This window comes from Bradyrhizobium sp. RDM12 (assembly GCF_051917485.1).
In the GTDB taxonomy this organism is placed as follows: domain Bacteria; phylum Pseudomonadota; class Alphaproteobacteria; order Rhizobiales; family Xanthobacteraceae; genus Bradyrhizobium.
Map to the genome: position 1 here is coordinate 6717078 of NZ_CM133064.1, position 26085 is coordinate 6743162.

20 protein-coding genes and 4 pseudogenes are annotated in these 26085 nt (G+C 63.7%); 11 read left to right on the forward strand and 13 right to left on the reverse strand.

Annotation, left to right across the window (positions count from 1 at the left end):
* Positions 1-5: 5 nt before the first annotated feature.
* The 7 genes and pseudogenes from ACTGJ9_RS32810 to ACTGJ9_RS32840 form a co-directional block, all read right to left on the reverse strand.
* A complete protein-coding gene (locus tag ACTGJ9_RS32810) occupies positions 6-953 on the reverse strand; it encodes a DMT family transporter (RefSeq protein ID WP_456678701.1) in 948 nt (315 codons plus the stop codon).
* Positions 954-1141: 188 nt separating this feature from the next.
* A pseudogene (locus tag ACTGJ9_RS32815) lies at positions 1142-1980 on the reverse strand (aldo/keto reductase).
* Between the two features lie 46 nt (positions 1981-2026).
* Positions 2027-2929 (reverse strand): SMP-30/gluconolactonase/LRE family protein, encoded by a 903-nt coding sequence (locus tag ACTGJ9_RS32820; protein WP_456678702.1) that lies wholly within the window; start codon positions 2927-2929, stop codon positions 2027-2029.
* A 220-nt stretch (positions 2930-3149) separates the two neighbouring features.
* A complete protein-coding gene (locus ACTGJ9_RS32825; protein ID WP_456674425.1) occupies positions 3150-5852 on the reverse strand; it encodes a molybdopterin-dependent oxidoreductase in 2703 nt (900 codons plus the stop codon).
* A 15-nt stretch (positions 5853-5867) separates the two neighbouring features.
* Positions 5868-7085: an NAD(P)/FAD-dependent oxidoreductase gene (locus ACTGJ9_RS32830; protein ID WP_456674426.1), complete on the reverse strand. Its 1218-nt coding sequence runs from the start codon at positions 7083-7085 to the stop codon at positions 5868-5870.
* A gap of 10 nt (positions 7086-7095) precedes the next feature.
* Positions 7096-7524 (reverse strand): globin family protein, encoded by a 429-nt coding sequence (locus ACTGJ9_RS32835; RefSeq protein WP_456674427.1) that lies wholly within the window; start codon positions 7522-7524, stop codon positions 7096-7098.
* A 123-nt stretch (positions 7525-7647) separates the two neighbouring features.
* Positions 7648-9030 carry an MFS transporter gene (locus tag ACTGJ9_RS32840; RefSeq protein WP_456678703.1) on the reverse strand — a complete coding sequence of 461 codons (1383 nt, stop codon included), beginning with the start codon at positions 9028-9030 and terminating at the stop codon, positions 7648-7650.
* 687 nt (positions 9031-9717) lie between these two features.
* Between ACTGJ9_RS32840 and ACTGJ9_RS32845 the strand changes: the two genes are divergently transcribed.
* Both ACTGJ9_RS32845 and ACTGJ9_RS32850 read left to right on the forward strand, forming a co-directional pair.
* The gene (locus tag ACTGJ9_RS32845) at positions 9718-10557 is read left to right on the forward strand and encodes a formate/nitrite transporter family protein (RefSeq protein WP_456674428.1); all 840 of its coding nucleotides are present in this window, start codon (positions 9718-9720) and stop codon (positions 10555-10557) included.
* A gap of 59 nt (positions 10558-10616) precedes the next feature.
* Positions 10617-12343 (forward strand): annotated as a pseudogene (locus ACTGJ9_RS32850) (protein kinase domain-containing protein).
* Positions 12344-12439: 96 nt separating this feature from the next.
* On the opposite strand, the gene ACTGJ9_RS32855 reads toward ACTGJ9_RS32850, so the two are convergent.
* Positions 12440-13309, reverse strand: coding sequence for an SDR family oxidoreductase (locus ACTGJ9_RS32855; protein ID WP_456674429.1), 870 nt, complete (start codon positions 13307-13309; stop codon positions 12440-12442).
* A gap of 103 nt (positions 13310-13412) precedes the next feature.
* On the opposite strand from ACTGJ9_RS32855, the pseudogene ACTGJ9_RS32860 reads away from it, so the two are divergent.
* Positions 13413-14304, forward strand: a pseudogene (locus tag ACTGJ9_RS32860) (LysR family transcriptional regulator).
* A 23-nt stretch (positions 14305-14327) separates the two neighbouring features.
* Here the strand turns inward: ACTGJ9_RS32860 and ACTGJ9_RS32865 are convergent.
* Complete coding sequence (locus tag ACTGJ9_RS32865) at positions 14328-15245, reverse strand: dioxygenase family protein (protein WP_456674430.1); 918 nt, start codon at positions 15243-15245, stop codon at positions 14328-14330.
* A 171-nt stretch (positions 15246-15416) separates the two neighbouring features.
* Here ACTGJ9_RS32865 and ACTGJ9_RS32870 point away from each other — a divergent pair.
* Positions 15417-16685 (forward strand): annotated as a pseudogene (locus ACTGJ9_RS32870) (serine hydrolase domain-containing protein); the annotation flags it as partial.
* Positions 16686-16844: 159 nt separating this feature from the next.
* Here the strand turns inward: ACTGJ9_RS32870 and ACTGJ9_RS32875 are convergent.
* A complete protein-coding gene (locus ACTGJ9_RS32875) occupies positions 16845-17078 on the reverse strand; it encodes a hypothetical protein (protein WP_456674431.1) in 234 nt (77 codons plus the stop codon).
* Between the two features lie 136 nt (positions 17079-17214).
* Between ACTGJ9_RS32875 and ACTGJ9_RS32880 the strand changes: the two genes are divergently transcribed.
* Together ACTGJ9_RS32880 and ACTGJ9_RS32885 are read left to right on the forward strand one after the other, a co-directional pair.
* Entirely contained in the window at positions 17215-17556 is a 342-nt protein-coding gene (locus tag ACTGJ9_RS32880) for a DUF1236 domain-containing protein (protein ID WP_456674432.1), read from the forward strand.
* 345 nt (positions 17557-17901) lie between these two features.
* Complete coding sequence (locus ACTGJ9_RS32885; RefSeq protein WP_456678704.1) at positions 17902-19359, forward strand: sensor histidine kinase; 1458 nt, start codon at positions 17902-17904, stop codon at positions 19357-19359.
* 4 nt (positions 19360-19363) lie between these two features.
* Here ACTGJ9_RS32885 and ACTGJ9_RS32890 read toward each other — a convergent pair whose 3' ends face one another.
* Complete coding sequence (locus ACTGJ9_RS32890) at positions 19364-20095, reverse strand: cytochrome c biogenesis CcdA family protein (RefSeq protein ID WP_456674433.1); 732 nt, start codon at positions 20093-20095, stop codon at positions 19364-19366.
* Between the two features lie 208 nt (positions 20096-20303).
* Positions 20304-20570: a hypothetical protein gene (locus tag ACTGJ9_RS32895; protein ID WP_456674434.1), complete on the reverse strand. Its 267-nt coding sequence runs from the start codon at positions 20568-20570 to the stop codon at positions 20304-20306.
* A gap of 531 nt (positions 20571-21101) precedes the next feature.
* Here ACTGJ9_RS32895 and ACTGJ9_RS32900 point away from each other — a divergent pair.
* The 5 genes from ACTGJ9_RS32900 (at position 21102) to ACTGJ9_RS32920 (ending at position 25617) form a co-directional block, all read left to right on the forward strand.
* Positions 21102-22151, forward strand: coding sequence for a LysR family transcriptional regulator (locus tag ACTGJ9_RS32900; RefSeq protein ID WP_456674435.1), 1050 nt, complete (start codon positions 21102-21104; stop codon positions 22149-22151).
* A gap of 29 nt (positions 22152-22180) precedes the next feature.
* Positions 22181-22552, forward strand: coding sequence for a helix-turn-helix domain-containing protein (locus ACTGJ9_RS32905; RefSeq protein ID WP_014497036.1), 372 nt, complete (start codon positions 22181-22183; stop codon positions 22550-22552).
* A 489-nt stretch (positions 22553-23041) separates the two neighbouring features.
* Positions 23042-24274, forward strand: coding sequence for a L,D-transpeptidase family protein (locus ACTGJ9_RS32910; protein WP_456674436.1), 1233 nt, complete (start codon positions 23042-23044; stop codon positions 24272-24274).
* Positions 24275-24381: 107 nt separating this feature from the next.
* Entirely contained in the window at positions 24382-25197 is an 816-nt protein-coding gene (locus tag ACTGJ9_RS32915; RefSeq protein ID WP_456674437.1) for an enoyl-CoA hydratase, read from the forward strand.
* A 132-nt stretch (positions 25198-25329) separates the two neighbouring features.
* Positions 25330-25617: a hypothetical protein gene (locus ACTGJ9_RS32920; RefSeq protein WP_456674438.1), complete on the forward strand. Its 288-nt coding sequence runs from the start codon at positions 25330-25332 to the stop codon at positions 25615-25617.
* Between the two features lie 49 nt (positions 25618-25666).
* On the opposite strand, the gene ACTGJ9_RS32925 is transcribed toward ACTGJ9_RS32920, so the two are convergent.
* Positions 25667-26065: an ASCH domain-containing protein gene (locus ACTGJ9_RS32925; protein WP_456674439.1), complete on the reverse strand. Its 399-nt coding sequence runs from the start codon at positions 26063-26065 to the stop codon at positions 25667-25669.
* Positions 26066-26085 lie beyond the last annotated feature (20 nt).

The following is a 26085-nucleotide window of genomic DNA, read 5'->3' on the forward strand; positions in this document are numbered from 1 at the left end:
TTGCGTCAGGGGTTCGGGGAACGCTCTTCCAGCACCAGCAACAGCAGCTGAGCGCGGCGGATGCGTTCGCGATGGGCGATGTAGAGACCGCTGGCGACGATGAAGGCCGCGCCCGTGACGGTCCAGACATCCGGCAGCTCGCCGAACAGGAAGAAGCCCAAAATGCTGACCCATAGCAACTGCGTGTACGAGAACGGCGCCAGCACCGAGGCGTCGCCATAGCGATAGGCGAGCACGACGATCCACTGGCCGACGGTGGAGGCGACGCCGATCACGATGCCGAGTCCGATCGCGGTCCAGCTCGGCGTGACCCAGACGAACGGCACCATCACGCTGAGGATCGCAACACCGGTGAGAGCCGAGTACGCCATCGTTGTGAGGACCGCTTCCCGCCCGCTCATCATGCGCGTCATGATCAGCGCGGCAGCCCAGCAGAACGCCGAGACGATCGGGAAGAAGGCAGCGACGTGGAACGCGCTCGAACCCGGCCGCAGAATGATCATCACGCCGATCAGCCCGATCGCGGTCGCGATCCAGCGGCGCATGCCGACCATCTCGCTGAGGAAGATGATCGAAAGCGCGGTGACGAACAGCGGCGAGACGAAACCGGTGGCAGAGGCTTCCGCGATGGGAAGGAAGCGCAAACCGGTGATGAAGAACAGCGAAGAGCCGAGCAGCGCGACACCGCGCATCAATTGCAGCCCGAGACGCTCGGTCCGCATGGCATGCAGCGGCGAGCCCGGCAGCATCACCGGCGTGAACATCAGCGCGAAGGTGACGAAGCGGATCCAGGTGATCTCGATCGACGGCAGGCTCGTCGAGAGATATTTCGCGGTGACGTCGGAGCAGCCGAGAAACACCGTCGACAGTAGCACCAGCGCGATCCCCTTGAAGGGATGATCGACGCGCGCAGGCGCGCGGCGCGTCTGCTGCTTCTTCTCCGGCACGGGCATGGAAACACTGTCGAGCCTTGCGGCTGCGGCGGGCGGCGGTGTCACGGCTGAAACCTGGGAAAAAGACGATTCGCGAACGGTCGTAAAAAACGACAAATGCACCGCTTTCACAACTTCCGAAAACAGGATGCCGATATGCGCTCACGTCCGCGCGCGTCAATACTCCATTAACAATAGGCTTTTGTGCACTACAACATGGGCAAGCTGCGCGGCTTCGGACCGCGCGGAAACGCCGCATCCAGCGCTGAAATCTCCTCTTTCGTCAGCAAGAGATCGCCGGCAGCCGCATTTTCGCCGGCGTGTTCCGCGGACGACGCCTTCGGAATCGCAAACACCGTATTTGCACGGGTGAGGAAGCTCAGCGCGACCTGGCGCGGTGTCACGCCACGCGCATCCGCGATGCGCGCCAGCACGGCGCCGCCCTTGCTGCGCTCATCGGGAAAATCATCGTGTCCGAACGGCGAATAGGCGACGACCGCGACGCCGTGCTTCTCGCACCAGGGGATGACGGCATGCTCGATCGCACGTTCCTTCAGATGATAGAGCACCTGATTGCAGGCGATCTTGCCTTCGCCGGAAACCTCGAGCATCTCGTCGAGATCGTCGGCGTCGAAATTGGAGACCCCCAGGATCTGATCTTGCCGGTCTCCACCAGTTCCTCGAACGCGGCGGCGGTGTCTTCAAGGTCGTACGAGCCGCGCCAGTGCAGCAGATAGCAATCGAGCCGGTCCGTCTTCAGCCGCTTCAGCGAGCGTTCGCAAGCGGTGATGGTGCCGCGACGGGACGCGTTGCTCGGCAGCACCTTTGACACCAGGAACACTTCATCCCGACGGCCGGCGATCGCATCGGAGATGACGAGTTCGGCATCGCCATACATCTCGGCGGTGTCGATATGGGTCATGCCGAGATCGAGCCCGCGCTGCAGCGCCTCGACCGCGCGTTTGCGATCGCCATGGTCGAGATACCAGGTGCCCTGCCCGATCACGGAGACGTTGGCGCCGGTCTTGCCGAAGGGCTTTGTGTTCATGTTCGTCTCCGATGCCACTTTTTCGCTCTGGCAACTGCCAAGCGGCTCAGGAGTTCAATCCGCTGATGTCCGCAACCAGCACGCTGCCGGTCGCCGACTCCGTGATATAGAGCCGATCCTTCTTCGCACCACCGATGGCGACATTGGTGCAGTTCGGCCCTGCGCACGATTTGATCCGGGCGATCAGTTCACCATTCGGTGCGAATACGAAGACGTGGCCGAGCGAGGCGTGACAGACGAACAGGCGGCCGTTCGCATCCATGGTCATGCCGTCGGGGCCTGATGTGCCGAACAGCCAGCAGAAGCGGCCAACCTTCGACACGCTGCCATCCTTCATGAACGGCAGCCGCCACACCGCATTGTCGCGTGTCATCGCGACGAACAGCACGGTCTCGGTCGGATCAAGCACCAGTCCGTTCGGGCTGATGCCGGTGTCGATCAGACAATCGAGCCGGCCGTCCGGCGCCAGCTTATAGACGCGGCCGCTTGCGTCATGCAGGCCGGTCTGACCCTGGTCGGTGAAATAGATGTCGCCGTTGGAGGCGAGATGCAGATCGTTGCAGCCGCGGAACGATTCCGAATTGCGCGCGGTGAGGAGAGGCTTGATGCGGCCGGCCCTGGCGTCGAGCTCCATAATTCCGTGCATGTAATCGGCCACCAGGATGCGACCGTCAGCGGCGATCTTCAGCCCGTTTGGCCAGCCCTCATACTCGATTACGAGCGACCACGTCCCATCCGGCGCGATGCGGAAGATGCGACCGAAGGGAATGTCGACGATGTAGAGATTGCCATCCCCGTCGAACGACGGCCCCTCGATGAAGCTGTCCGTCGGCACGCCCGGCCGGTTGGCGTCAGCCCAATCCGTCCGCACGCCCTTGCGGCGGAAATTGTCGGGCATGGCGGAAAAGATCTTGGTTTCGATCAGGCGCGGTGGCGTTTCCAGGTACATCATAGCTTTTATGATTGTTGAGGGGCGAGAGCGCGCAAGATAGGGCACAATCGCCGGCGCGTCGATTGGGGAGATGGGCGCGCCCCGACGACGGCAGGAGATATCTCGAGCACTGCATCCACGCCGTCATTGCGAGCGTAGCGAAGCAATCCAGAATCCCTCCGCGGAAAGACCCTGGATTGCTTCGCTGCGCTCGCAATGACGATAGAAAGAGTTGGGCCTACCCGGCCGCGCCCGCGAGCCTGGCTTGCTTCGCCGCCACCTCGGTCGTCGCAATCAGCCGCTTCAGCTCGGGGATGCAGGAGCCGCAATTGGTGCCGGCCTTGAGCTTGGTGCCGATTTCGGCGGCGGTGCGGGCACCGCTCGCGATGGTGTCGCAGATGGTGCCGCGGCCGATGCCGAAGCAGGCGCAGACGATCGGGCCGGTCGCCGCGGCGCCTTCGCTCGACTTGCCCGATAGCAGCATGCGGCGCTGATCGTCGGTGACGTGATCGGCCGCAAACACGCTCTTCACCACCTCCCAGTCGCCGGCATCGTGCGCGGGGCCGACGAACAGACAGGTCTCGATGCGATCGCCCGCAAACGAGGCCGCGCGATAAACGCCGCCGCCGAAATCGCGGTACTCGGCCACGTCCTCGCCGGCGAGGCCGTCGAGCCAGGCCGGCCAACGCGACAGATCGGCATTGTCGGCGAAGAGATAGCCGAAGCCGCCGGCGACGGTCGCGCGGGTCCACAACAAATTCGGCGGCAGATCAAGCTGTTTTCGCGTGAGCGCGAAGCCGCGGAAGACGTATTCATAGGGCGCGATCGCAGCCGGCGTGGCCTTCGACTCCGGCTGGCCCGAGAATGGATCGGTGAACGGCGCGACCAACGCACCGACGCGGCCGTGCGAGGCATTCATTGCGCTCCAGTGGATCGGCGCGAACAACGCACCGCGCTGCTGCCGATCGCTGACGACGGCTTTCAAAATGCACTGCCCGTAATCGGTGGTGATGCGGGCATAGCCATCATGGGCGATGCCGTATTTGTTGGCGTCGTCGGGGTGGATCTCGACGAAGGGCTCGGGCAGATGCGCGCCGAGCCGCTTGCTCAGCCCCGTGCGCGTCATGGTGTGCCACTGGTCGCGGATGCGTCCGGTGTTGAGCCGCAGGGGACGCGACGGTCCCGTCTCGCTGCGCAGTGCCGGCACCTCGGGCGCGACGAAGCGGCCCTTGCCGTCATTGGTGAAGAAGCCGCCTGTCGCGAAGAAGCGCTCGCCCGGCGCTTCACCTTCGCGCGCCGGCCATTGCACGGGCTTCAAGGCGTCAAAGGCTTCGTCGGACAGCGACGCCAGCGCGCCGATGTCGAAATCGCGGCTGCCGTTGTTCTCGAAGGCCGAGAGCGCGGCATGTTCGCGGAAGATCTCGGCGGCGGATTTGTAATTAAAGCTATCGCCGAAGCCGAGGCGTTTTGCGGTCTCGCTGAGGATCCACCAATCGGGGCGCGCCTCACCGGGTGCGGGGAGGAACGAACGCTGGCGCGAGATGCGGCGCTCGGAGTTGGTCACCGTGCCCGACTTCTCGCCCCAGGCCAGCGCCGGCAGCAGCACGTGCGGGCCGGCCTCGACCGTGTCGTTGGACAGCACGTTCTCGGATACCACGAACAGCTCGAGCTTCTTCAGCGCCTCGTGCACGAAATCCGCATCGGGCAGCGACACCGCGGGATTGGTGCCCATCACCCAGAGCGCCTTGACCTCGCCGCGATGGATCGCCTCGAACAGCTGCACCGCCTTCAGCCCTTCATGGGTGGCGATGCGCGGCGCCTTCCAGAACCGCCTGACGCGATCGATGTCGGGCGGCGTGAAGTTCATGTGCGCGGCGAGCTGGTTCGCGAGGCCGCCGACCTCGCGGCCGCCCATCGCGTTGGGCTGGCCGGTCAGCGAGAACGGCGAGGCACCGGGCTTGCCGATGCGCCCCGTCGCGAGATGGCAATTCAGGATCGCATTGACCTTGTCGGTGCCCTGCGCCGACTGGTTGACGCCCTGCGAATAGAGCGTCACGACACGCTCGGTCTCGCGAAACATCCTGAAGAAGGCGGCGACGTCCTGCTCGGAGAGGCCGGTCGCCAGCGCGGCCGCGGTGACGCTGCCGGCGATGTTGCGCGCGCGCGCCAGCGCATCATCAAAGCCGGACGTGTTCTGAGCGATATACTCCCGATCCAGTGCGCCGCTGTCGGCGAGATGGACCAACAGGCCCGAGAAAAGGGCGGTGTCGGTGCCGGGCTTGAGGCCGAGGAACAGATCGACGTCGCTCGCGGTATCGGTGCGGCGCGGATCGATCACGATCATGCGCGCGCCGCGCTCCTGCCGGTTTTTCAGCATGCGCTGGAACAGCACCGGGTGGCACCAGGCCGCATTCGAGCCGACGAAGACGAGCAGATCGGCCTGGTCGAGATCCTCATAGCAGCCCGGCACCGTGTCGGCGCCGAAGGCACGGCGATGACCGGCGACCGAGGACGACATGCAGAGCCGCGAATTGGTGTCGACATTGGCGGTGCCGACGAAGCCCTTCATCAGCTTGTTGGCGACGTAGTAATCCTCGGTGAGGAGCTGGCCCGAAAGATAGAACGCGACCGCATCGGCACCGTCGCGCGCGACGATATGCTGCATGCGATGGGCGACATGATCGAGCGCATCGCTCCAGGCGACGCGCTCCAGCACGCCCTTGCAGCGGATCATCGGATACAGCAGCCGGCTCTCAAGCCCGACGGTCTCGCCGAGCGCAGAGCCTTTCGAGCACAGCCGGCTGAAATTGGCGGGGTGATCGGGATCACCCGCGATCGCGGCGCCACCCGCGGCATCGGGCGTTGCGAGCACGCCGCAGCCGACGCCGCAATAGGGACAAGTCGTCTTGGTAGCGCCGAGGCCAGGGTCGATCGCCGTCATGTCAAGCCGCCTCCTTCACGCCGCCTTGGACGGAAGCCCGAGCGCGCGGCCGAACATCATGTCCGCGCAGATCCCGGCGATCTTCTCGCGGGTGCGGATCAGCTCGAGATACCAGAGTGCATCGGCGGTATCGCCGATCAGCACGGCGCCCGTGAGGCATCCGTCGGCAATAACAAGCTTCTTGTAGGTGCCGCGCCTGCGGTCCGTCAGCACGAGACTCTCGCTGCCCTCGCCGCCGATGAAGTCGCCGGCGGAAAACACGCTGACGCCGGAGACTTTGAGATTGGTCGAGACCACGCTGCCCTGATAGGCGGCGGGGCGGCCGCCGAGATGGCGCGCCAGGACGCGCGCCTGCTCGTAGGCCGGCTCGACCAGACCGTAGCAGGTGCCGCGATGCTCGGCGCACTCTCCGAGCGCGTAGATGTCGGGCGATGCGGTCTGCATCTCGTCATTGACGACGATGCCGCGGTTGACCGCGATGCCTGCCTCCTTGGCCAGCGCGATGTTGGGTCTGATGCCGGCGGCGAAGATCACGGCGTCAGCTTCGATGCGGCTGCCGTCGGCAAGCTCGACGGCTTCGACATGGCCAACGCCGTGGATGCACTTGGTGCTGGCATTGAGCATAATGCGAATGCCCTTGCGTTCGACCAGCGTCCTGAGCAGATCGGCGGCCGGCCCGTCGAGCTGGCGCTCCATCAGCCGGTCCATCAGATGCAGAAGCGTCACGGGCGCGCCGGCCTTGGCAAGGCCGTAGGCCGCTTCAAGGCCGAGCAGGCCGCCGCCGACCACGACGACGCGCTTCTTCGCGGCGGCCAGCGTCAGCAACAGGTCGACATCGCGCGTGTCGCGAAAGGTATGGACACCGGCAAGATCGGCGCCCGGCACGTTGAGCCGCAGCGGCGTTGATCCAGTGGCGAGCACCAGTTTGGAATATTCCATGCTCTCTTCGCCGGCGATCTTGAGCTCGCGGCGGCCGGTGTCGATCTCGGTGACGCGATAGCCGTAGCGCACGGTGACGCCGCGATGGCGCCACCAGTCCGCCGGGCGTAGCTCGATCTCGTGCGAGCCGGTCTCGCCGGCCAGCACGGAGGAGAGCAGCACGCGGTTGTAAGCGAGCCGCGGCTCATCGCCGATAACGGCAACCGCGTAGCGGCCGAGTGCAGTCTTGGCGAGCTCATCGACAAGACGCGCGGCCGCCATACCGTTACCGACGATGACTAGCGGTTCACTCACAAGCTATCTCCTATTCGGCGGCCTGCGATTGTGCGCCGTAGGCCTTGGAAATCATGTAGCCGGACAGCACGCCATAGGCGTCGGTCCAGGCGGTTGCGAGTTCAGGCGTCCAGGCTTCGCCGAGGCCCTTCTCAAGAGTCCACAGCAAGGTCGCGCCGACCACGGGATAGTGCTCGGCCTTGGCGCCGTAGCCGACGTGACGCTTGGCGAGCGCCGAAGCCGCCGGAAGGATCGTCTCCAGATTCGACAGGCCGCCCACGACGGCGGCGAGCATGCCCATCAGCTTCTTGCGCTGCTCGGTCATGTCTTCAGGAAACATCGCGCGCACGGACGGCGCGACCTCGAACAAGCGATCATAGAACAGCTGCGAAGCTGCTTCGGAAATCGGCGCGACCTTGGAAAAGCTTTGCTGCACGAGGGCGATCTGCTGAGGTGTCATGATGGTTTCCCGTCTGTTTCGGTCTGCCTTTGTCCGCGTCATTGCGGAGAAAGTTCATGGATCAAACGTCATCAGAGCGGCCTCTCCCCGCGTACGGGGAGAAGCGAGATTCCTACCAAGCGATTAGACTCGCGCTTCGGCGAGGCTTGGCGCGCCTTCGGCCTGCGGGCTGCGACGCAGGTAGAACCACCAGGTCAGCCCGAGGCAGACGGCATAGAAGGCCAGGAAGATGGCGAGCGCGACCTGCGGGCCGCCGGTCATCGCGATCGACTTGCCGAAGCTGCTCGGGATCAGATAACCGCCGACGGCGCCCACCGCGCCGATAAAGCCGACAGCCGCACCGCTCTCGATGCCCGCGGTCTTCAGCGCCATCGCGCGCGCCGCATCGCCCTTGCCGCGCACCTTGAACAGGTTCTGCTCGCGGAAGATCGAGGGGATCATGCGATAGGTCGAGCCGTTGCCGATGCCCGTCGTCAGGAACAGGATCAGGAACATCGCAAGGAAGCCGGTGAAGTCCTTCTGCCCGACGAAGTACAGCACGCCGATCGTGGCCGCCGCCATCGCGATGAAATTCCAGAAGGTGATGATGGAGCCGCCGACCCTATCGGCGAGCCAGCCGCCGAACGGACGCGACAGCGAGCCGACCAGCGGACCGAGGAACGCGATCGAGATCGTGACCGTGGGAAACTGGGTCTTGATCAGCAGCGGAAACGCGGCGGAATAGCCGATGAACGAGCCGAACGTCCCGATGTAGATGATCGCCATGATCCAGGTGTGCTTGCGCTTGACGATGGCAAGCTGGTTCTTGATCGACGACTTCGCCGAGGTCAGGTTGTTCATGAAGAACACCGCGCCGAACACCGCGATCGCGATCGGCAACACCCACATCAGGCCGGCGTTCTGGAGATAGACGCCGCCGACCGGCGCTGCCTGGAACAGGTTGATAACGGCGAGCGTCATCAGGATCGGCGTCAGCAGCTGCACGCTGGACACGCCGATATTGCCGCCGGCCGCGTTCAGGCCGAGTGCCCAACCCTTCATCCGGTCGGGAAAGAAGAAGGAGATGTTGGTCATGCTGGACGCGAAATTGCCGCCGCCGAGGCCGGCGGTCGACGCGATCAGCAGCATCAGCCAGAACGGCGTTTCGGGCTGACCGACGAAATACGCAAGCGCCAGCGTCGGGATAAACAGCACGGCTGCGCTGAAAATCGTCCAGTTGCGCCCGCCGAACGTGGTGACCGCGAACGTGTAGGGAAAGCGCATCAAGGCGCCGATCAGACCCGGCACGGCCACGAGCTGAAACAGTTCGTCGGTCGAGTAGTGGAAGCCTGCCTGCGGCAGCTTGGTCGCGACGATGCTCCAGATCAGCCAGACGGAGAAGCCGATATGCTCAGCGACGATCGACCAGATCAGGTTACGCCGGGCGACGACTTTGCCGCCCGCATTCCAGAACGCCTCATCTTCGGGGCGCCAGTCGGAAATCCACGTCGGATTGCCTTCCTTCAGTGGAAAAGTCCCTTTCACTAGGAAGCGGGACACCGACTGACGCGGGGCGCAAAGATGCACGCTCGGGGAAGCCCCCGTTCTCGGCGGTGTCACGATTTGAATGATTGCTCGATGACGGCGTCGATGGCGTCGAAACCTCTATTTCAAGCTCCATGCCAAGTCGGCCAATGGTAGAAAAGGAAGTAAATTCAGTTACTTGCGACGATGGTTAAAAAATAATCATGCGTATAATTGCATCAAAAACTTGCGCGCCGCTCATTTCTTGAATGCGGATTCGCCCGCTGATTGTGCGTCGCACAAGACTTGGGCAGGAGCCCGTTTTCGCGCCAGTTCGCCGCGGATAGCGGTCGAACGCGACGGTCTGCAGCAGGGCTATCCGCTTCCAGCACGAGCAAATTAGGCTCGGAATGCTGCCGGCAGTGCCGGATCATCTGGCACATCGATTGCTTTCGTTCTGCCTAGTCAACGATGACTGACAGTGAGCCGGAGCGCGAAGCCACCGAAGGCCACTGGGAAGCCTGTTCGCTGGTCCGCCAAGGCGCGGTCATCGTGACGCTGTCCCTTGCGCACCTCGATGTCCCTCTCCGTTCGCGCCCCATCCCACTGGGCGCGAAAGCTCACTGATCTGACAAGGCGTCGATCCAGCACGGGCGGGGTCGATCATGCACACGAGCAAAGGAGCTGTTGATGTCGTATCTCGCACCCTCGGAATTCGTCACCAAGATGGTGGACGCAGGCGAATCCAAGATCTTCATGTCCACCAGGGATACGGTCATCCGCGCCTACATGGCCGGCGCCATCCTGGCACTCGCCGCCTGGTTCGCCGTCACGATCAACGTCAACACCGGCCAGCCGATCATCGGCGCCCTGCTGTTTCCGGTCGGATTCTCGATGCTCTATCTGTTGGGCTTCGACCTACTGACCGGCGTGTTCGTGCTCGCGCCGCTCGCACTGATCGACAAGCGGCCCGGCGTCACGCTCGGCGGCGTCTTGCGGAACTGGGGCCTCGTCTTCATCGGCAATTTCGCCGGCGCCCTCACGGTGGCCTTCATGATGGCCTTCGTGACGACGTTCGGATTCACCCAGGATCCGGACAAGGTCGGCGCCGCCATCGGCAATATCGGTGAAGGCCGAACCCTCGGCTACGCAGCGCATGGCGCCGCCGGCATGGCGACGCTGTTCATCCGCGGCATGCTCTGCAACTGGATGGTCTCGACCGGCGTCGTTGGCGCCATGATCTCCACGACCGTGCCGGGCAAGGTCATCGCGATGTGGATGCCGATCCTGGTGTTCTTCTACATGGTGTTCGAGCATTCCGTGGTGAACATGTTCCTGTTCCCATCAGGCCTGATGCTCCATGCCAAGTTCTCGATCATGGACTATTTCATCTGGAACGAGATCCCGACCGTGCTGGGTAACCTCGTGGGCGGTCTCGCCTTCACCGGACTGACGCTGTACACGACGCATGTCCTGACGAAGCCGAAGCGCGAACCGGCTGCGAAGGCGCAGACCCGCGCCGCGGCCTGATCGTCAACAAAGGGAGGCTCGCCTGATAAGGTGAGGCTCCCTTTGGATTGGTGGCGAGCATGGGCCGGGGCTTGCGAATTTCGATCGGGCAGCACTCCGACAAGGGGCGCAAGCCGGTCAATCAGGACTTTCACGGCGCGCTCATCCCGGCGGAGCCGCTGTTGAGCCTGAAGGGGATTGCCGTCGTCCTGGCCGACGGTATCTCGAGCAGCGCGGTGAGCCAGGTGGCGAGCGAGTCCGCGGTCAAGAGCTTCCTGACCGACTATTACTGCACGCCGGAGTCCTGGACGGTGAAGACCTCGGCGCGACGCGTGCTGGAAGCCACCAATTCATGGCTCCACGCCGAGACGCGCCGCAGCCAATACGCCTATGATCGCGACAAGGGCTATGTCTGCACCTTCACGGCCATGGTCGTCAAATCGACCACGGCCCATATCTTTCACGTCGGCGATTGCCGGATCTACCGCGTCGCCGGCAAGGCGCTCGAGCAGCTCACCGACGATCACCGCATCATCGTCTCTTCGGAGCAGACCTATCTCGGCCGCGCGCTCGGGATCAACCCGCAGATCGAAATCGACTACCAGGCGCTCCAGATCGGGCAAGGCGACATCTTCCTGCTGGCCACCGACGGCGCCTACGAGTTCGTCGATCATCGCTTCGTCAGCACCGCGCTCGCGACGCACGCGGACGATCTCGATGGAGCGGCGAAGGCCATTGTCGAAGAAGCCTATCGGCGCGGCAGCGGCGACAACATCACCGTCCAGATCCTGCGCATCGAAGAAGTGCCGCCGACCGGCTCATCCGACATTTTTGGCGGCACAGCCGAGCTGCCACTGCCGCCGCTGCCGGAGCCCCGGGCGCTGTTTGACGGCTACCGTATCGTCCGCGAGATTCACGCCAGCAGCCGCAGCCACATCTATCTCGCGGTCGACACCGAGACCGAGGAGATGGTTGCCCTGAAGATCCCCTCGATCGACCTTCGCGACGATCCCGTCTATCTGAAGCGGTTCATAATGGAGGAATGGATCGCGCGCCGGATCGACAGCCCGCACGTCCTCAAACCCGCTCGCGGTCCAAGCGGCGCAACTATCTCTATGTCGCGACCGAATTTATCGAGGGGCAGACCCTGCGGCAGTGGATGCTGGACAATCCGCGCCCCGACCTCGAGACCGCGCGCGGCATCGTGGACCAGATTGCCGCGGGCCTGCGCGCCTTTCATCGCATGGAGATGCTGCATCAGGATCTGCGACCCGACAACGTCCTGATCGACAAGACGGGCACCGCGAAGATCATCGATTTCGGGGCGGTCAAGGTCGCCGGTGTCGTCGAGGCCGCACCGGGCGACGCCGAAATCCTCGGCACGGTGCAGTACACCGCACCCGAATACTTCCTTGGTGAAGGCGGCTCTCCCCGATCGGACATGTTCTCGCTGGCAACCATCTGCTACCAGATGCTGACCGGAAAGCTGCCCTACGGCGCCCAGGTCAGCCGTATCAGGGGACGATCGGACGCGTGGAAGCTCAGATATCGTCCGGCCAGCCATGACGACCGCGCCGTCCCGGTCTGGATCGACGGCGCGCTGCGCAAGGCGCTGCATCCCGACCCCAACAAGCGCCACGAGGATATCTCCGAATTCATCTACGAGCTCAGGATCCCGAACCCGGCCTATCTCAGCACGCGGACCACGCCCCTGATCGAGCGCAATCCGCTCCTGTTCTGGAAACTGACCACGATAATCCTGGCCTGCGCGATCGTTGTCCTGCTCGCCCTGCTGCACGCACGCTAGCAGGGCCGGTCTCGGTCAGGCCGGCTCGGCCGCCTTCACCATGTGATCAACGGAGAACGATGCAGCCAGGCATCGTTGTCGGGTATGGCCCTGCCCTCAAGCCGTCGCCGCGATCTCGGAGACGAAGTCTCGATAGGAGCGCAGGTGACGGCCCAGCAGCGCGGTCAGACGTGCGGCGTCGCCGGCCTCAGGAACCATTCCGTCCGTGAGAAAGCGCTCGCACATCAGCCGCATGTCGTAGGCCATCCAGCCCGGCATGAACTGCCTGAGGTTCTGCTCGAACCTGCCGGCGTCGTCGCCGCCATAGGCGATCGTGCGGCCCAGCACCTCAGACCAGATGGCGGCAATATCCGCGCCGGTCAGCGTGTCGGGACCGACGAGATTGATCCGGTCAAGCGGGAGCGGGCCGGCGGCCTGTTCGCGGCGGATCAGCTCGATGGCTGCGATCTCGCCGATGTCGCGCGCATCGATCATGGCGAGCCCCTTGCTGCCGATCGGCATCGGATAGACACCGTGTCCGAGCACGACGTCCTTGATCGTGAGATCGTTGTTCATGAAGTAGGCCGGGCGCAGGATGGTGGCGTTGAAACCCATCTGCTCGATCATGCGCTCGACACCGAACTTGCCCGCGAAGTGCGGCACGTTCACGTAGAGATCGCTGTGGATCACCGACAGGTAGACGATCCTCTCAATGCCCGCCTCGCGCGCGAGGTTGAACGTAATCAGGGCCTGCGTGAATTCATCTGCCACCACTGCGTTGAGCAGGAATACGGTGGAGACGCCCGACAACGCGCCGCGCAGCGAGTCGACATCGAGCAGGTCGCCCTGCGCGACGGTGACGCCGGCCGGGAAATTGGCCTTCGCGGGATCGCGGACGAGGGCGCGCACATCGGCGCCGCGCTTCACGAGTTGTTCGACAACGTGGCGGCCGACGGTGCCGGTTGCGCCGGTAACGAGGATGGTCATGGGGATCACTCCGGTTGGGGTCAAAAGACACGCCGGAAAATAGCGATCCACATTTGGCCCAATAGACGCTATATCTAGACCTACCGTCCCACTGGTGGAACACATGGACCTCCTTGCCCTCGCTGACTTCAATCTCGTCGCCCGGCACGGAGGGTTCGGACGGGCCGCGCGCGCCGCTGGGCGGCCGAAAGCGACCCTGTCCCGCCGGGTCGCGGAACTGGAAAGCAGCCTCGATTTGCGCTTGTTCGAGCGCGGAGCGCGCGCCCTGAAGCTCACCCAGGAAGGACGGGCCCTTTTCGAGCGAACGGGGGCGTTGCTCACCGAGCTCGACGAGACGGCGGCAGCGATCGCTTCGAGGGGAAAGTCCGCGAGGCAGGTTGCGGATCAGCGCGCCCTTGCTGTTCTCGCAAACTGCGATGGGCAAGCTCGCGGCCGGGTTCGCGCTCAGATATCCGGAGGTCCGCCTCGAGGTCACGACGGAAGATCGGAGCGTCGACATGGTGGAGGAGGGCTATGACCTGGTGATCCGGGTCAATCCCGATCCGGATGAAAATCTTGTCGGACGAATGTTTCTGCGCGATCGGCTGGTGGTCGTGGCGAGCCCGAACCTGAAACGGCCGAGGGGCGATCACTCTGTGCCGGCTGTCATACGCGGAGCGGGCGACCAGCTAACCACCTGGGAAGTGACGGTGCCAAAAGGAAGATCGCGCTTTGCGGTTGATCCGGTGCTTCGCCTGTCATCGCTCGTCATGGTCCGCGATGCGGTCCGGGCGGGCGTCGGCGCCGCACGCCTTCCAGTGTCACTGGTCAGTCACGACCTCGCTGCCGGTACGCTGGTGCATTGGGGCGACATCGACGGACCAGAGATCGCGCTGTGGACGCTCTATCCGTCACGACGGCTCTTGAGCGCGCGCGTATCCGCCTTTCTCGACTTTATGAAGGAGGCCTTTCCCCAGGGCACACCCGACGAGCTTGCCGCCTATATCGGACGGTGAGAAGCGGCGCGCCAAGCCGACCGTCAGGCCGGCTCGGCCGCCTTCGCTCCCAGCGGTTTCGGCGCGATGCCGCCGCCCGGCTTGAGGTGGAATTCGTAGGTCATCAGGTGCCATTGTCCGCTCGCCTTGCTGCCGTCGGGCATCTCAAGGTCGTTGCGCGCCTCGACCTTGGCGACGAGGTCGTCCTTGACTCCGAACACCACGTCGGAATCCAGATATTTGTCGCCGTCCATGAAGACGTGGGTGATCAGCGGCTCGTAGCCCTTGGCATTGACCAGGAAGTGCACATGCGCGGGGCGCATCGGGTGGCGCTTGGTTTGCACGATCATCTCGCCGACCGGCCCGTCCGTCGGGATCGGATAGCTGCACGGCAGAATGGTGCGGAAGAAGAATTTGCCGTCGCTGTCCGTGATGAAGCGCGCCCGCGCCGAGGCTCCGACCTCGTCGTAATTCGCCTTCTGTGAATCGTAGAACCCGTCATCGTCGGCATGCCAGACGTCGACGGGGACATTCGCAAGCGGCTTGCCCTCGAGATCGGTGACGCGGCTCTGCACGAACATCCGGTCCCCGGTGAGATTGTTCGGCGAGATGTCCGTGCCGTGGGCCGTGACCTTGTGCTCGCCGACATAGAACGGGCCGAGCACAGTGGTCTGGGTCGCGCCGTCGCGGTCACGATGGTTGACCGCGTCGACCAGCATGGAAACGCCGAGCACATCGGACAGCAGGATGAATTCCTGGCGGGTGTCGGTGCATTTCTGGCCGGTGCGGGTCAGGAAATCGATCGCGTAATCCCATTCCTCGAAGGTGAGACCGGTCTTGCTCACGTAATCGTGCAGCGACTTCACCAATTCCTGGAGCAGGAATTTCGCGCGCGCATCAGGCGTGTTGTCGAAGCTTTTGACGACGGCTTCGGTGAGTTCGGTCTCGTTAAACTGGGTCATGGTGCTTTTGCCCTGAGTTTTCTCGTTGGCCCGTTAGGATCGTTCGGGCTCCCTGGAGGCGTTCCAGACCGGACCCTACACCAGTCGCCGGTCTCACGTTAAGTGCGACCCGCTTGGAATGAGGCCGTCATTTCGGCTATCAACTTCCCCAGAAACTGCCCGGAGGAACTAATGCTCGCCCCGACCCCCGCCTCGCCCGAATCCGTGGGCATGTCCAAGGCCGCCCTCGACCGCGTCGATGCACATCTGAAGAGCCGCTACATCGATGCCGGCCGTTTCCCGGGCACGCATCTGCTGGTCTACCGCCGGGGCAAGCTCGCGCACAGTTCGGTCCAGGGCTTTGCCGATATCGAGCGCAAGGCGCCGGTCAAGGACGACACCATCTATCGCATCTATTCCATGACCAAGCCGCTCACCAGCGTCGCCTTCATGATGCTGGTCGAGCAAGGCCTGGTCGCGATCGACGAGCCTGTCGCCAAATATATTCCGGAATGGAAGAATCTCGGCGTCTTCGTCGCCGGCACCTCACCCGCCTTCCTGACCCGGCCGCCGTCCCGGTCGATGCTGATCGTCGACCTGCTGCGCCATACGTCGGGGCTCACTTACGGCTTCCAGCAGCGCTCCAACGTCGATGCTGCCTATCGCGCCGAGAAGATCGGCGAGGTCGAGAAATCAGGCACGCTCCAGACCATGATCGAGAGCCTCGCAAAAATCCCGCTGGAGTTTTCGCCGGGCGAGGCCTGGAACTATTCGGTATCGACCGACGTGCTCGGCTATCTCGTCGGCAAGATTTCCGGCATGCCGTTCGAGCAGTTCCTCAAGACGCGGATCCTCGATCCGCTCGGCATGACCGACACCGATTTCCACGTGCCGGCCTCGAAGGCGCATCGCTTCGCCGCCTGCTACAACGCCGATCCCAACGGTGGCTTCACGTTCCATGCCGGCCAGCGCCGCGAGGGCCTGACGCTCCAGGACCATCCGACCAAAAGCTCCTTCCTCTCACCGCCCTCCTTCATTTCCGGCGGCGGCGGCCTGTGCTCGACGGTTGCGGACTATCTCACCTTCTGCCGCGCGCTGCTCAACGGCGGGGAGATCGGCGGTGTGAGGCTGATCGGGCCGAAGACACTGGCACTGATGACGACCAATCACATTCCAGGTGGACGTTTCCTGCCGGAGGTCTCGCGCTCGCTGTTCTCCGAGGCAACCTATAACGGCATCGGCTTCGGCCTCGGCTTCGCCGTCACCATGCGCCCGGCGGAGACACTGATCGCCGGCAGCCCCGGCGAATATAATTGGGGCGGCGCGGCCACGACCTCGTTCTGGATCGATCCCGCCGAGGAGCTGATCACCATCTTCATGACGCAAGTACTGCCATCGAGCGCCTATCCGATCCGGCGCGAGTTGCGCAGCATGGTCTATGCCGCGATTACCGAGAGCAACTCTAGACCGCGAAGTCCTGAATGCGACGGGGCTTTCGCGAACCTTGCGCAGCCCCGCCGCTATTTGCTCAATAGAAATGACCGATCAGATAAATGCCGCCGCCGATAACCAGCACGGCTGGTACGGCCTAGAAAATAAGAACTGGCATTTGTCTCCTCATCAGTTTGACGTGCAGACCTTGACGGTCTTCATGCCGCTTTCCGCCTCGGTGCGCGATTTGTAGATCGTGCCGGACGGGCTGACGACGGTCATGGACGTGTCCGTCGGCTTCTTGTCGACGACGGTGCATTTCTTCGTCTTCACGTCCTGCACGACGTAGAACTCGTCGGCCGCGAACGCCGGGCCGGCGAGCGCCGCGATCATCACGGCTGCAGTTACGATTCTGAGTGTCATGGTTCCTCCTCCAGTTGCCGAAGCCCATTCGCGTCGGCAATCGACAACGGGAAAAAACCGCAATTTGTTCCGAACGGCTGGAACAGCCTCTGCGGTGCCGGGTTGGTGCGGCGCTTAACTCTGCGAGGAGACCAGAATGAAAAAGTTGTTCATGCTTTCGGCCGCCGCTGTTCTGATTTCGACCGGCGCATTCGCGCAATCCACCGTCGTCACCACGACGGGAGCGGGTCACGCGGCGGTGCAGATCGAGCCGGAATATCGGACCAGGATCAAATCCTACGTCACCGAGCACCATCTTCGCCCCGTGACGACGAAGGAGAAGATCGTCGTCGGTAGTACGGTTCCGCACGATGTCGAGCTCGAGTCCGTACCGGCGGACTGGGGCCCCTCGCTCACCAAGTATCGCTACGTCTACTCCGGCGATCGTGTGATGCTGGTCGATCCCGCTACGCGCGCGGTCGTGCAGGAAGTCGATTGATCGAGAGCAAACCAACAGGACGGTCGCCGCACCGGCGGCCGTCCTTCTGGAGATGGGCGGATGACGTCTCACCATCGAGGAGCACGGATTGCGGGCCTCAGCCTCGCCGTCGTTTATGCGGTTTGCTTGCTGCTGACGGCAATCGGCATGACGTGAGCCTTGCGGGCGCGATTGCGCCGCAAAATCCAATCTCGGAACGCCTACGAAAAATCCCATGGCGCGATGCGGATCGTGCCCCTATGGTCCTGAAAACCATAATCTGGCGCCACGGCGCTGGAACCGGGACGTGCGCGTTTGCCAAAGTTCACCCTGCCGGTCCGGCTCGCTCTCCTGGTGACGGGAACGATGTTGCCGTTGATCGTTTTCGCGGTCGGCCTCGCTTATTCCAACTATCGCCAGGACCGCAGCGACGCGACGCGCCGGGTGCTCGAGACCGTGCGTAGCATGCGCCTGGTGCTCGATTCCGAGGTGCAGCGGATGACGGGCGGCCTGCAGGTCCTCGCGCTCAGCGAGTCCCTGCACAATGGCGACTTCGACAGTTTCCGCCGCTCGGCAGTCGGGTTCATCAGCCAATATGGCGAGGACAGCGTCCTGCTGCTGGCCGACAAGTCCGGGCATCAGCTGTTCTCGACACGAACGACCGACACGACGAGCCTGCCGCCGCGTAACAATCGCGATATCGTCGAACGGGTCTTCGCGAGCAAGACGCCGCAATTTTCCGATCTGTTCACCGGCGCGGCCAAGAAGCGCCCGATCGTCACGGTCGAAGTCCCTGTGCTGCGCGACGGCGAGGTGGTCTACGCGCTCTCCTTCAGCCCGCCGATCGATATCTTCCAGCATCTGGTCGAGCGGCAGCGGCCCGACGCGCAATGGACCGTATCGCTGCTCGACAGCAAGGGCGTCGTGTTCGCGCGCGTCCCCAATCCGAACGAGACCTTCGGCAAGCAGGCCTCGGCGTCGCTCCATGAGGCGATGTTCCGCGCACCCGAGGCGGTTCTGTCGAGCGTGTCGCTCGACGGCGTGGCCCTCGCCTCGGCCTATGCGCGATCGCGGCTGACCGGCTGGACCATCGCCGCCGGTGTCACCGAGAGCTCGCTGATCGCGCCGCTCTGGCGCAACATCGCGATCACCGGCCTGATCGGCGGCGTGCTGCTGCTGGTCGGCCTCACCTTTGCAGTCAGGATGGCGACCACGATCGCGCGCGGCGACATGCTGCACAATCTGCTGATCGAGGAGCTCAACCACCGCGTCAAGAACACGCTGGCGCTGATGCAAGCTATCGCAGTGCAGACTTTTCGCAGCGCCAGCCGCGACGAGCGGGCCAAGTTCGAGGGGCGCCTCGGCGCGCTGGCCGAGGCGCACAATCTCCTCAGTCAGGAGAAGTGGGCGGGCTCGGAGCTGCGAGACGTGATCGCACGCGCGCTGCAGCCGTTCCTGCTCGCCAATCCCGATCGCATCAGGATGGCCGGCCCCGCCGTGCCATTGTCGCCGCGGCTTGCCGTCGTGCTGTCGATGATCGTGCATGAAATCGCGACCAACGCCGCGAAATACGGCGCGCTGTCCAGCGAGACGGGCCGGGTGACCCTGGACTGGGAGATATTGGAAGATACGCCGAAGCCACAGCTCCGGCTGATCTGGACCGAGACTGGCGGCCCGCCGGTGACCGCGCCGGTGCAGCGCGGCTTCGGCTCGCGCCTGATCGAGCGCAGCGCGCGCGACCAGCTCGGCGGCGAGGCAACGGTCGACTTCCTGCCGCGCGGCGTGGTCTGCACGGTCATCTGCGCGCTGGACGACAAGCGGTGAACGCCTAACCGATCGTCTGCAGCGCCGGAAACGTCTCCAGCAGCCAGATGCTCACATTGGAGACCGCGCCCGTGAGGAAGCCGATGCCGGTGATGACCATCAACACGCCCATGGCGCGCTCGACATTGACGAGCTGGCCCTTCATGCGCGCGAACAGTTTTGAAAACTGCTCGATCATCAGCGCCGCAACCAGGAAGGGAATGCCGAGTCCGGCGGAATAGACCGCGAGGAGCCCCGCGCCTTTCGTCACGGTCGCCTCGGCCGCGGCAATCGAGAGGATCGCTGCGAGGATCGGGCCGATGCAGGGCGTCCAGCCGAAGGCGAAGGCGAGGCCCATCACATAGGCGCCCCAGAGGCCGACGGGTTTTGGCGCAGTCAGGCGCCCCTCGCGCATCAACAGGCCGATCCGCGTCAGCCCGAGGAAGTGCAGGCCCATGATGATGATGACAATGCCCGCAAGGATCGACAGCTCCGCCGACCAGGCGCGGATCAGTCCGCCGATCAGCGAGGCGCTGGCACCGAGCGCCACGAACACCGTCGAGAATCCGAGCACGAACAGCAGCGCCGCCATCATGACCGCGCGCTTGGAGGCCGACACCGGCTCGCCGCTCTCGACATGCTCGATCGTGGCGCCGGTGAGATAGATCAGATAGGGCGGGACCAGGGGCAGGACGCAAGGCGAGAGGAAGCTGACGAGGCCGGCAATCAGCGCCGCCGTAATCGAAACATGTTGCATGATGCAGTCGGAGCCATCCCGGGCCCTCGGGCAGCGCGCCGGGAATGGGCGCATGGCCGGAGCCAAACCGGCTCTGGTGTAGCCGATGCCGGGGAATGCGCAACAGAGGCGCGATCAAACCAGGGCTCCTCCCGATGCCGTCTGCGATCACAGATGCGGCATCGGGACGCGCACAAATCTCGCCAAAAAGCGAGATTCAGCGGCGCGGCTACTTCACCACGCGGAGCAGCGGACGCCGGGGCTGGTCCTGCGTCTGCTTGGAGGGGGGCAACGGCTCGCCGGCAGCGCTCCGCAACATTTCGTCGCACAGCGCCTTGAGGTCGTCACTGTTAATTCCTTTGAGCTTCATCCTGACGTCGAGGATGACGATCGAGAGCAGCTCAGCCGACTCGCGGCTGTTGCTCTCGTTGAGAACCTTGCGGCACCCCTCGAGCGTCTCGAGCACCGACTGCAATTGTTCGTCTGAATGCGACACGGCGTTCTTTCCGTTAGTTCGGGCGGCGAGACGTGCTTGAAACGATCCCCTTGGCCCCCAAAGCGCGACAAGGATAACATGAAGGGTCCGTGCCCCCGAAGATGATTTCAATGTGTTTCTGCGTCGAAACCGCAGTTCCAGACGGCATCGCCAAGCGGCGCAGGTCGAAACGGTCAAAGCTGAAGTGCTTGAGGCTAAAGCGATTGAAGCTGAAACGATTGAAACTGAAACGCGTGAAACTGAAACGCCTGGGCCCGCGCGATCGATCCATCCCGCGTGCGCGCGCGGCATTTCGCACGTCGCCCTCCGGTCCACATGGACCCCGCAATCCCGCAGCCACTATAAGGCTCGCAACGGAACGCACCTGTACCCCTCTTCCGGGCAACAATTAGCCCGATTCCCAACCCCAAACACACTGAAATACCACTTCGGGTGCAGTAAGTATGGCGTTCAAAAACTCACCGTTCCCCAACCCGTCGTGGTTGTGGTTTACGTAAGATTCTGCCAGTTTAGCGCCCCGAAGGGACTTGTATGCACTCCTTGGCGGAAAGGGGCGTTCCACTGGAGGAACGCCTAAAGACCAACATCAGCGGCCTCTCCGATTGGGATGCGGCCCGCATCTTCCTGGAAGTCGTTCGATGCGGCAGTTTCCGCTCGGCGGCCGAACGCTTGTCTCTGTCGATCAATGCTGTCCGCCGCCGGATCGATGATTTTGAGCGCCAGACCGGCACCACCCTGTTCACACGCGATGTCCACGGCACCCATCTCACCGATGAAGGCGCGCTGGTGGTCTCCGCCGTCGAGCGCATGGAGGCGGCAGCCTTCGACGTGTTGCGCACCAGCGATTCGACCGGCAACGCCCTCACCGGCGAGGTCCGCGTCGCCGTCACCGAGGGACTGGGCACCTTCTGGCTTGCCCCACGGCTGGTGGAATTCCAGCAGGCCTATCCGAATGTCCTGGTCGACCTGCACTGCGCGATGCGCTCGGCCGATGTCTCCCGCCACGAGGCCGATGTCGCGATCCATCTGTCGCGGCCGTCGGCGCTCGACGTCAAGCTGGTGCGGCTCGGCCGCATGCATTTGATGTTCTGGGCCTCCAGGAGTTACGTCGAGAAATATGGCGCGCCGCATTCGGCTGCGGAATTGATCAAGCACCGCCTGGTGCTGCAATTCGCCGACCAGATCGCCGCCAAGGAAACCTTTGAGAGCTTCTTCCCGGGCGTTCCGGAACGTGACCTTCTGGTCATGAAGACGAACGTCTCAAGCGCCAACTACTGGGCTGTCGCGAATGGAGCCGGAATCGGCGTATTCCCGAGCTATGCCATTGCGCTTGGCGGGAAGTTGATTCCACTGGAGGTCGAGCTGAACCGACCGCTGGACATCTGGTTGTCCTACCACCCCGGTAGCGGCCGGATTCCCCGCGTGCGGCACATGATTGATTGGCTGATCGAAGCTTTCAATCCGGCTCGCTTCCCGTGGTTTAAGGAAGAGTTCGTGCATCCGCATGAATTCAAGGACTCGTATATGGGCGAACCCCTGACCCAGCTCTTCGGGGGATTTTCAACCGAAGAACAAAGGTGAAAACCAAAATGAAAGCAGCGGCGAAAAGAATGAAGCAGCGCAGTGCCGGCAAGCCGGACATTGAGCTGGGCAAGCGGATCCGTCTGCGGCGCGTCGAGATGAAGATCTCGCAGGCCGAGCTCGGTGAAAAGCTCGGCGTGAGCTTCCAGCAGGTCCAGAAATACGAGAAGGGCGTCAATCGCGTCGGCGCGGCTCGGCTTCAGCAGATCGCCACCGCCCTCGATGTGCCCGTGACCTTCTTCTATGACGGCGACAACAAGGCCCGGGAAGTCGAAAGCCTCCTGTTCCTGGACTCGGCTTTCAGCCTCCGTCTGCTGCGCGCCTACAGCAAGATCAAGGATCAGACGGTGCAGCGTCAGCTCGTCTCGCTGATGGAATCGATCGCGGCGAACGAAGCCTGATCGACCGACGGCCTGGCCTTCACCGCCAATGTTCAATCCGCCGCGTCGCGGGGGCGCGGCTGGATTGGACGAGGCGGGATTGGCAGGATGAAGCCTGATTGGCAGACCAAAGGCTTGCGCGCCTTGCGCGCGCGGCCTTCGATTTTGGGGCGGCATGACCGCCCCTTTTTTGGCATTCGTCGCAGTTTACGCGAACCCGTCCCAACCTTGTTGCGACCCAATCGAGAGCCTCCGCGCTGGACGCGCGGGGGCCTCGATGCGCTTAATGGGACTGCAACCCTGATGCCCTAGCTTTTCGCCGATCGCTGATCGGCGCATGCAGCACGGCGGCCGGGAATTGCCTCATGGGGAAACCGGACAGATGTCGAAACGCCATGCCGTGATCCTTGCCACGGGCCTCCTCGTCAGCGCCTCTGCGTTCGCGCAGACCGAGACCACGGGCCAGGCCGGGCCCAAGGCCGGTAGCTCGTCCGCCCCCCGTCCGGCGCGGTGCCGGCGGCCGCCAATCCGGCTCACACCGCCGCTCCCAAAGTCGCTCCTGCAGCACCGGTTTCGACCGCCGAAAGCCGCTCGGCCGCAGCGCTCGCGCTGACGCATGAGCCGACTTACGACGAAGGCACCGCCCAGCGCATCAAGGACGCGGCGCTGAGCTATTCCGATCTTGCGGTGCGCGGCGGCTGGCCGACGATCTCTGCGGATGCCAAGTTCGCGCTCAGCGTCCAAGGCGCCAATGACGACCTCCTGCGCAAGCGATTGATTCTCTCGGGCGACCTCGCTCCCGAGAAGGCGAGCGGCGCTTTCGACCAGGACCTCGCGGACGGTGTGAAGCGCTTCCAGGCCCGGCACGGTCTCGCGCCGACGGGCACGATGACGCCGCGCACGCTCGCGGCCATGAACGTCACGGTGCAAAAGCGCATCCGCCAGCTGGAAGCGTCGCTCGAGCGGCTCGAGAACACCAGTTTCAGCTTCGGCCCGCGCTATGTCGTGGTCAATATCCCCGCCGCCTTCGCCGAGGCGGTCGAGAACGACGTCGTGGTGCGGCGCTATCGCGTCATCGTCGGCAAGACCGAAAAACCCTCGCCGACGCTGTCCGCGCAGATCACCGGCGTGGTGCTGAACCCGACCTGGACCGTGCCGTCCTCGATCGCCAAGACGGAGATCTCCGCACATATGCGCAAGGACCCGACCTATCTGTCGCGCATGCACATGGAGGTGCTGGACGGCCACGACAACCCGATCGATCCGCATTCGGTCGACTGGTCGGGCACGCACACGCCGAACTTCACCGTGCGCCAGCAGAACGGCACCTTCAACGCGCTCGGCGCGGTGAAGATCGACATGCCGAACTCCTATTCGGTCTACATGCACGACACCAACCAGCGCAATCTGTTCAGCGACGATTACCGCTTCGATTCCCACGGCTGCTCCCGCGTCGACAATGTGCGCGATCTCGCCGCCTGGCTGCTCAAGGACCAGCCGAAATGGAGCCGCGCCGCGATCGATGCGGAGATCGCAACCGGCCAGCATCAGGAGGTCGCCATGGCCAGGAAGGTGCCGGTGGCCTGGATCTATCTTACGGCGTGGATGACCAAGGACCAGACCATCCAGTTCCGCAACGACGTCTATAATCAGGACGAGCAGTTGCTGGAGGCGACCGCCGAGGAAGTCGCGTTCTTCAGCAATGCCGGCAACCATCCGCTGACCGCACATATGGCGCAGTAGGCATGCAATCGCGGCACGGGCGGATGCAGCCCCCTCGGCCTGCCGCGGTTGACCTGGGCCTCGGCCCGGTCGCACATTGCGCCTCGTCAACGAAAAGCGAGCGCACGATGCCCGATCTCTCCCATGAAACGCCCTACGCCGACGGCAAGATCCTCACGGAGGTCGCCGACGGCGTCGGTGTGATCACCTTCAACAACCCCGAGAAGCGCAACGCGATGTCGCTGGAGATGTGGGAGGGATTTGGCGAAGCGCTGACGGCCTTGCGCGACGACGATGCGGTGCGCGTCGTGATCATGCGCGGCGCCGGCGGCAAGGCGTTCGTCTCCGGCGCCGACATCAGCCAATTCGAGAAGAACCGCCATAATGCGGCGGCCTCCGAGGAATACGGCAAGCGCAGCGCCGCCCAGCGCGCGCTGCTCGCCGATTACCCGAAGCCGACCATTGCCTGCATCCAGGGTTTTTGCCTCGGCGGCGGCATGCAGGTCGCGATGCTCGCCGACATCCGGATCGCCGCGCACGACAGCCAGTTCGGCATTCCTGCAGCGAAGCTCGGCATCGCCTATGGCTTTGACGGCTTGCGGCACCTGGTGTCGCTGGTCGGCCCGTCCTGGGCGCGGCTGCTGATGTACACGGGCATGCGCATCGATTCCACCGAAGCGCTGCGCATCGGCCTCGTCGAACGCGTCATTCCGGACGACCAGCTTTGGGGCGAGACCATGGCGATTGCCGCAACGATCTCGCAGAACGCGCCGCTCGCGATCAAGGCCGCCAAGATCACTATCGCAGAAGTGCTGAAGGATGAAAGCGCACGCGACATGGCTGCGATCAAGGCGATCGGCACGGCCTGCATGGACAGCGCCGATTTTCGCGAAGGCCGGCAGGCGTTCATGGACAAGCGCAAGCCGCAGTTTCAAGGGAAGTGACGTTGGGCCAATAAGCTGAGCGAGCGAAGCTGAACCTTTGTTCACCAAGATTAAATTCCTCTGCGTCCTGCGCTGCGATAGCAACCAATTGATCTGTTGTAGGTTCTCCCGCCACCAACGAGGGAGATCGCGATGAAACTTAGACTTGCTGTTCTTGGTCTGGCTGCCCTGGGCAGCGCCGCGCTGGCGTCGGGACAAGCGCTCGCGGCGATGCCGAACGGCATACCGCAGGCCGATCAGGTCGCAGGCGGTCCGGCCGCGCATGTCGATCAGGTGCGCATGGTCTGCAACGCCTGGGGCCGCTGCTGGTGGCGCCCGAACTATTACGGCGCCTACGGCTATTATGGCGGCCCGCGCCGCTTCTACGGCTACGGCCCGCGTCCGTGGGGCTGGGGCCATCGCCACTGGCACCGCTGGTGAATGACGAAGGGGCCGAGAGGCCCTTTTTCCAGGAAGGCCTCGCACGCGGTCAATCGCCCAAAGCCTCGATCAACCGAAAACGCTCGCACATAAGCATCATGTCTTCGCTGAACCGCCCGAGCCGGCCGAAATAGGTGCGATGGGCGTTGCGCCAATAGGCCAGGCTTCGATCACCCTCGCCCTCATCGTAGGCAAAGGCGGCGTCGACGCCGTTGAAGCGCCGGTAGGTGACCTCGACGGTTTCGATGACGCAGCGCGGTTGTCCGCGTCCATCGCGCACGACCCAGCGCTCACCGGGCGTCGAAACGTTGGGCTCGTCTTCCGTGCTGCAGGTCGCCGTCTTGACGCCCTTGATGACGAGTTCGAGCAGCTCATCGGCAAGCGCCGGACTGTCGCCGAAAGCAAAAGTCCGGAGATCTTGATATCGTTCGGGCACCGGCTTGTTCATGGTCGTCCAAGCCCCTCAGA

What these genes read in the sequence shown, in the direction of transcription:
- ACTGJ9_RS32810 (WP_456678701.1), bottom strand. Translation starts at nt 953, where the DNA reads ATGCCCGTGCCGGAGAAGAAGCAGCAGACGCGCCGCGCGCCTGCGCGC.
- ACTGJ9_RS32820 (WP_456678702.1), bottom strand. Translation starts at nt 2,929, where the DNA reads ATGTACCTGGAAACGCCACCGCGCCTGATCGAAACCAAGATCTTTTCC.
- ACTGJ9_RS32825 (WP_456674425.1), bottom strand. Translation starts at nt 5,852, where the DNA reads ATGACGGCGATCGACCCTGGCCTCGGCGCTACCAAGACGACTTGTCCC.
- ACTGJ9_RS32835 (WP_456674427.1), bottom strand. Translation starts at nt 7,524, where the DNA reads ATGACACCTCAGCAGATCGCCCTCGTGCAGCAAAGCTTTTCCAAGGTC.
- ACTGJ9_RS32845 (WP_456674428.1), top strand. Translation starts at nt 9,718, where the DNA reads ATGTCGTATCTCGCACCCTCGGAATTCGTCACCAAGATGGTGGACGCA.
- ACTGJ9_RS32855 (WP_456674429.1), bottom strand. Translation starts at nt 13,309, where the DNA reads ATGACCATCCTCGTTACCGGCGCAACCGGCACCGTCGGCCGCCACGTT.
- ACTGJ9_RS32865 (WP_456674430.1), bottom strand. Translation starts at nt 15,245, where the DNA reads ATGACCCAGTTTAACGAGACCGAACTCACCGAAGCCGTCGTCAAAAGC.
- ACTGJ9_RS32875 (WP_456674431.1), bottom strand. Translation starts at nt 17,078, where the DNA reads ATGACACTCAGAATCGTAACTGCAGCCGTGATGATCGCGGCGCTCGCC.
- ACTGJ9_RS32880 (WP_456674432.1), top strand. Translation starts at nt 17,215, where the DNA reads ATGAAAAAGTTGTTCATGCTTTCGGCCGCCGCTGTTCTGATTTCGACC.
- ACTGJ9_RS32885 (WP_456678704.1), top strand. Translation starts at nt 17,902, where the DNA reads ATGTTGCCGTTGATCGTTTTCGCGGTCGGCCTCGCTTATTCCAACTAT.
- ACTGJ9_RS32890 (WP_456674433.1), bottom strand. Translation starts at nt 20,095, where the DNA reads ATGCAACATGTTTCGATTACGGCGGCGCTGATTGCCGGCCTCGTCAGC.
- ACTGJ9_RS32900 (WP_456674435.1), top strand. Translation starts at nt 21,102, where the DNA reads ATGCACTCCTTGGCGGAAAGGGGCGTTCCACTGGAGGAACGCCTAAAG.
- ACTGJ9_RS32905 (WP_014497036.1), top strand. Translation starts at nt 22,181, where the DNA reads ATGAAGCAGCGCAGTGCCGGCAAGCCGGACATTGAGCTGGGCAAGCGG.
- ACTGJ9_RS32915 (WP_456674437.1), top strand. Translation starts at nt 24,382, where the DNA reads ATGCCCGATCTCTCCCATGAAACGCCCTACGCCGACGGCAAGATCCTC.
- ACTGJ9_RS32920 (WP_456674438.1), top strand. Translation starts at nt 25,330, where the DNA reads ATGAAACTTAGACTTGCTGTTCTTGGTCTGGCTGCCCTGGGCAGCGCC.
- ACTGJ9_RS32925 (WP_456674439.1), bottom strand. Translation starts at nt 26,065, where the DNA reads ATGAACAAGCCGGTGCCCGAACGATATCAAGATCTCCGGACTTTTGCT.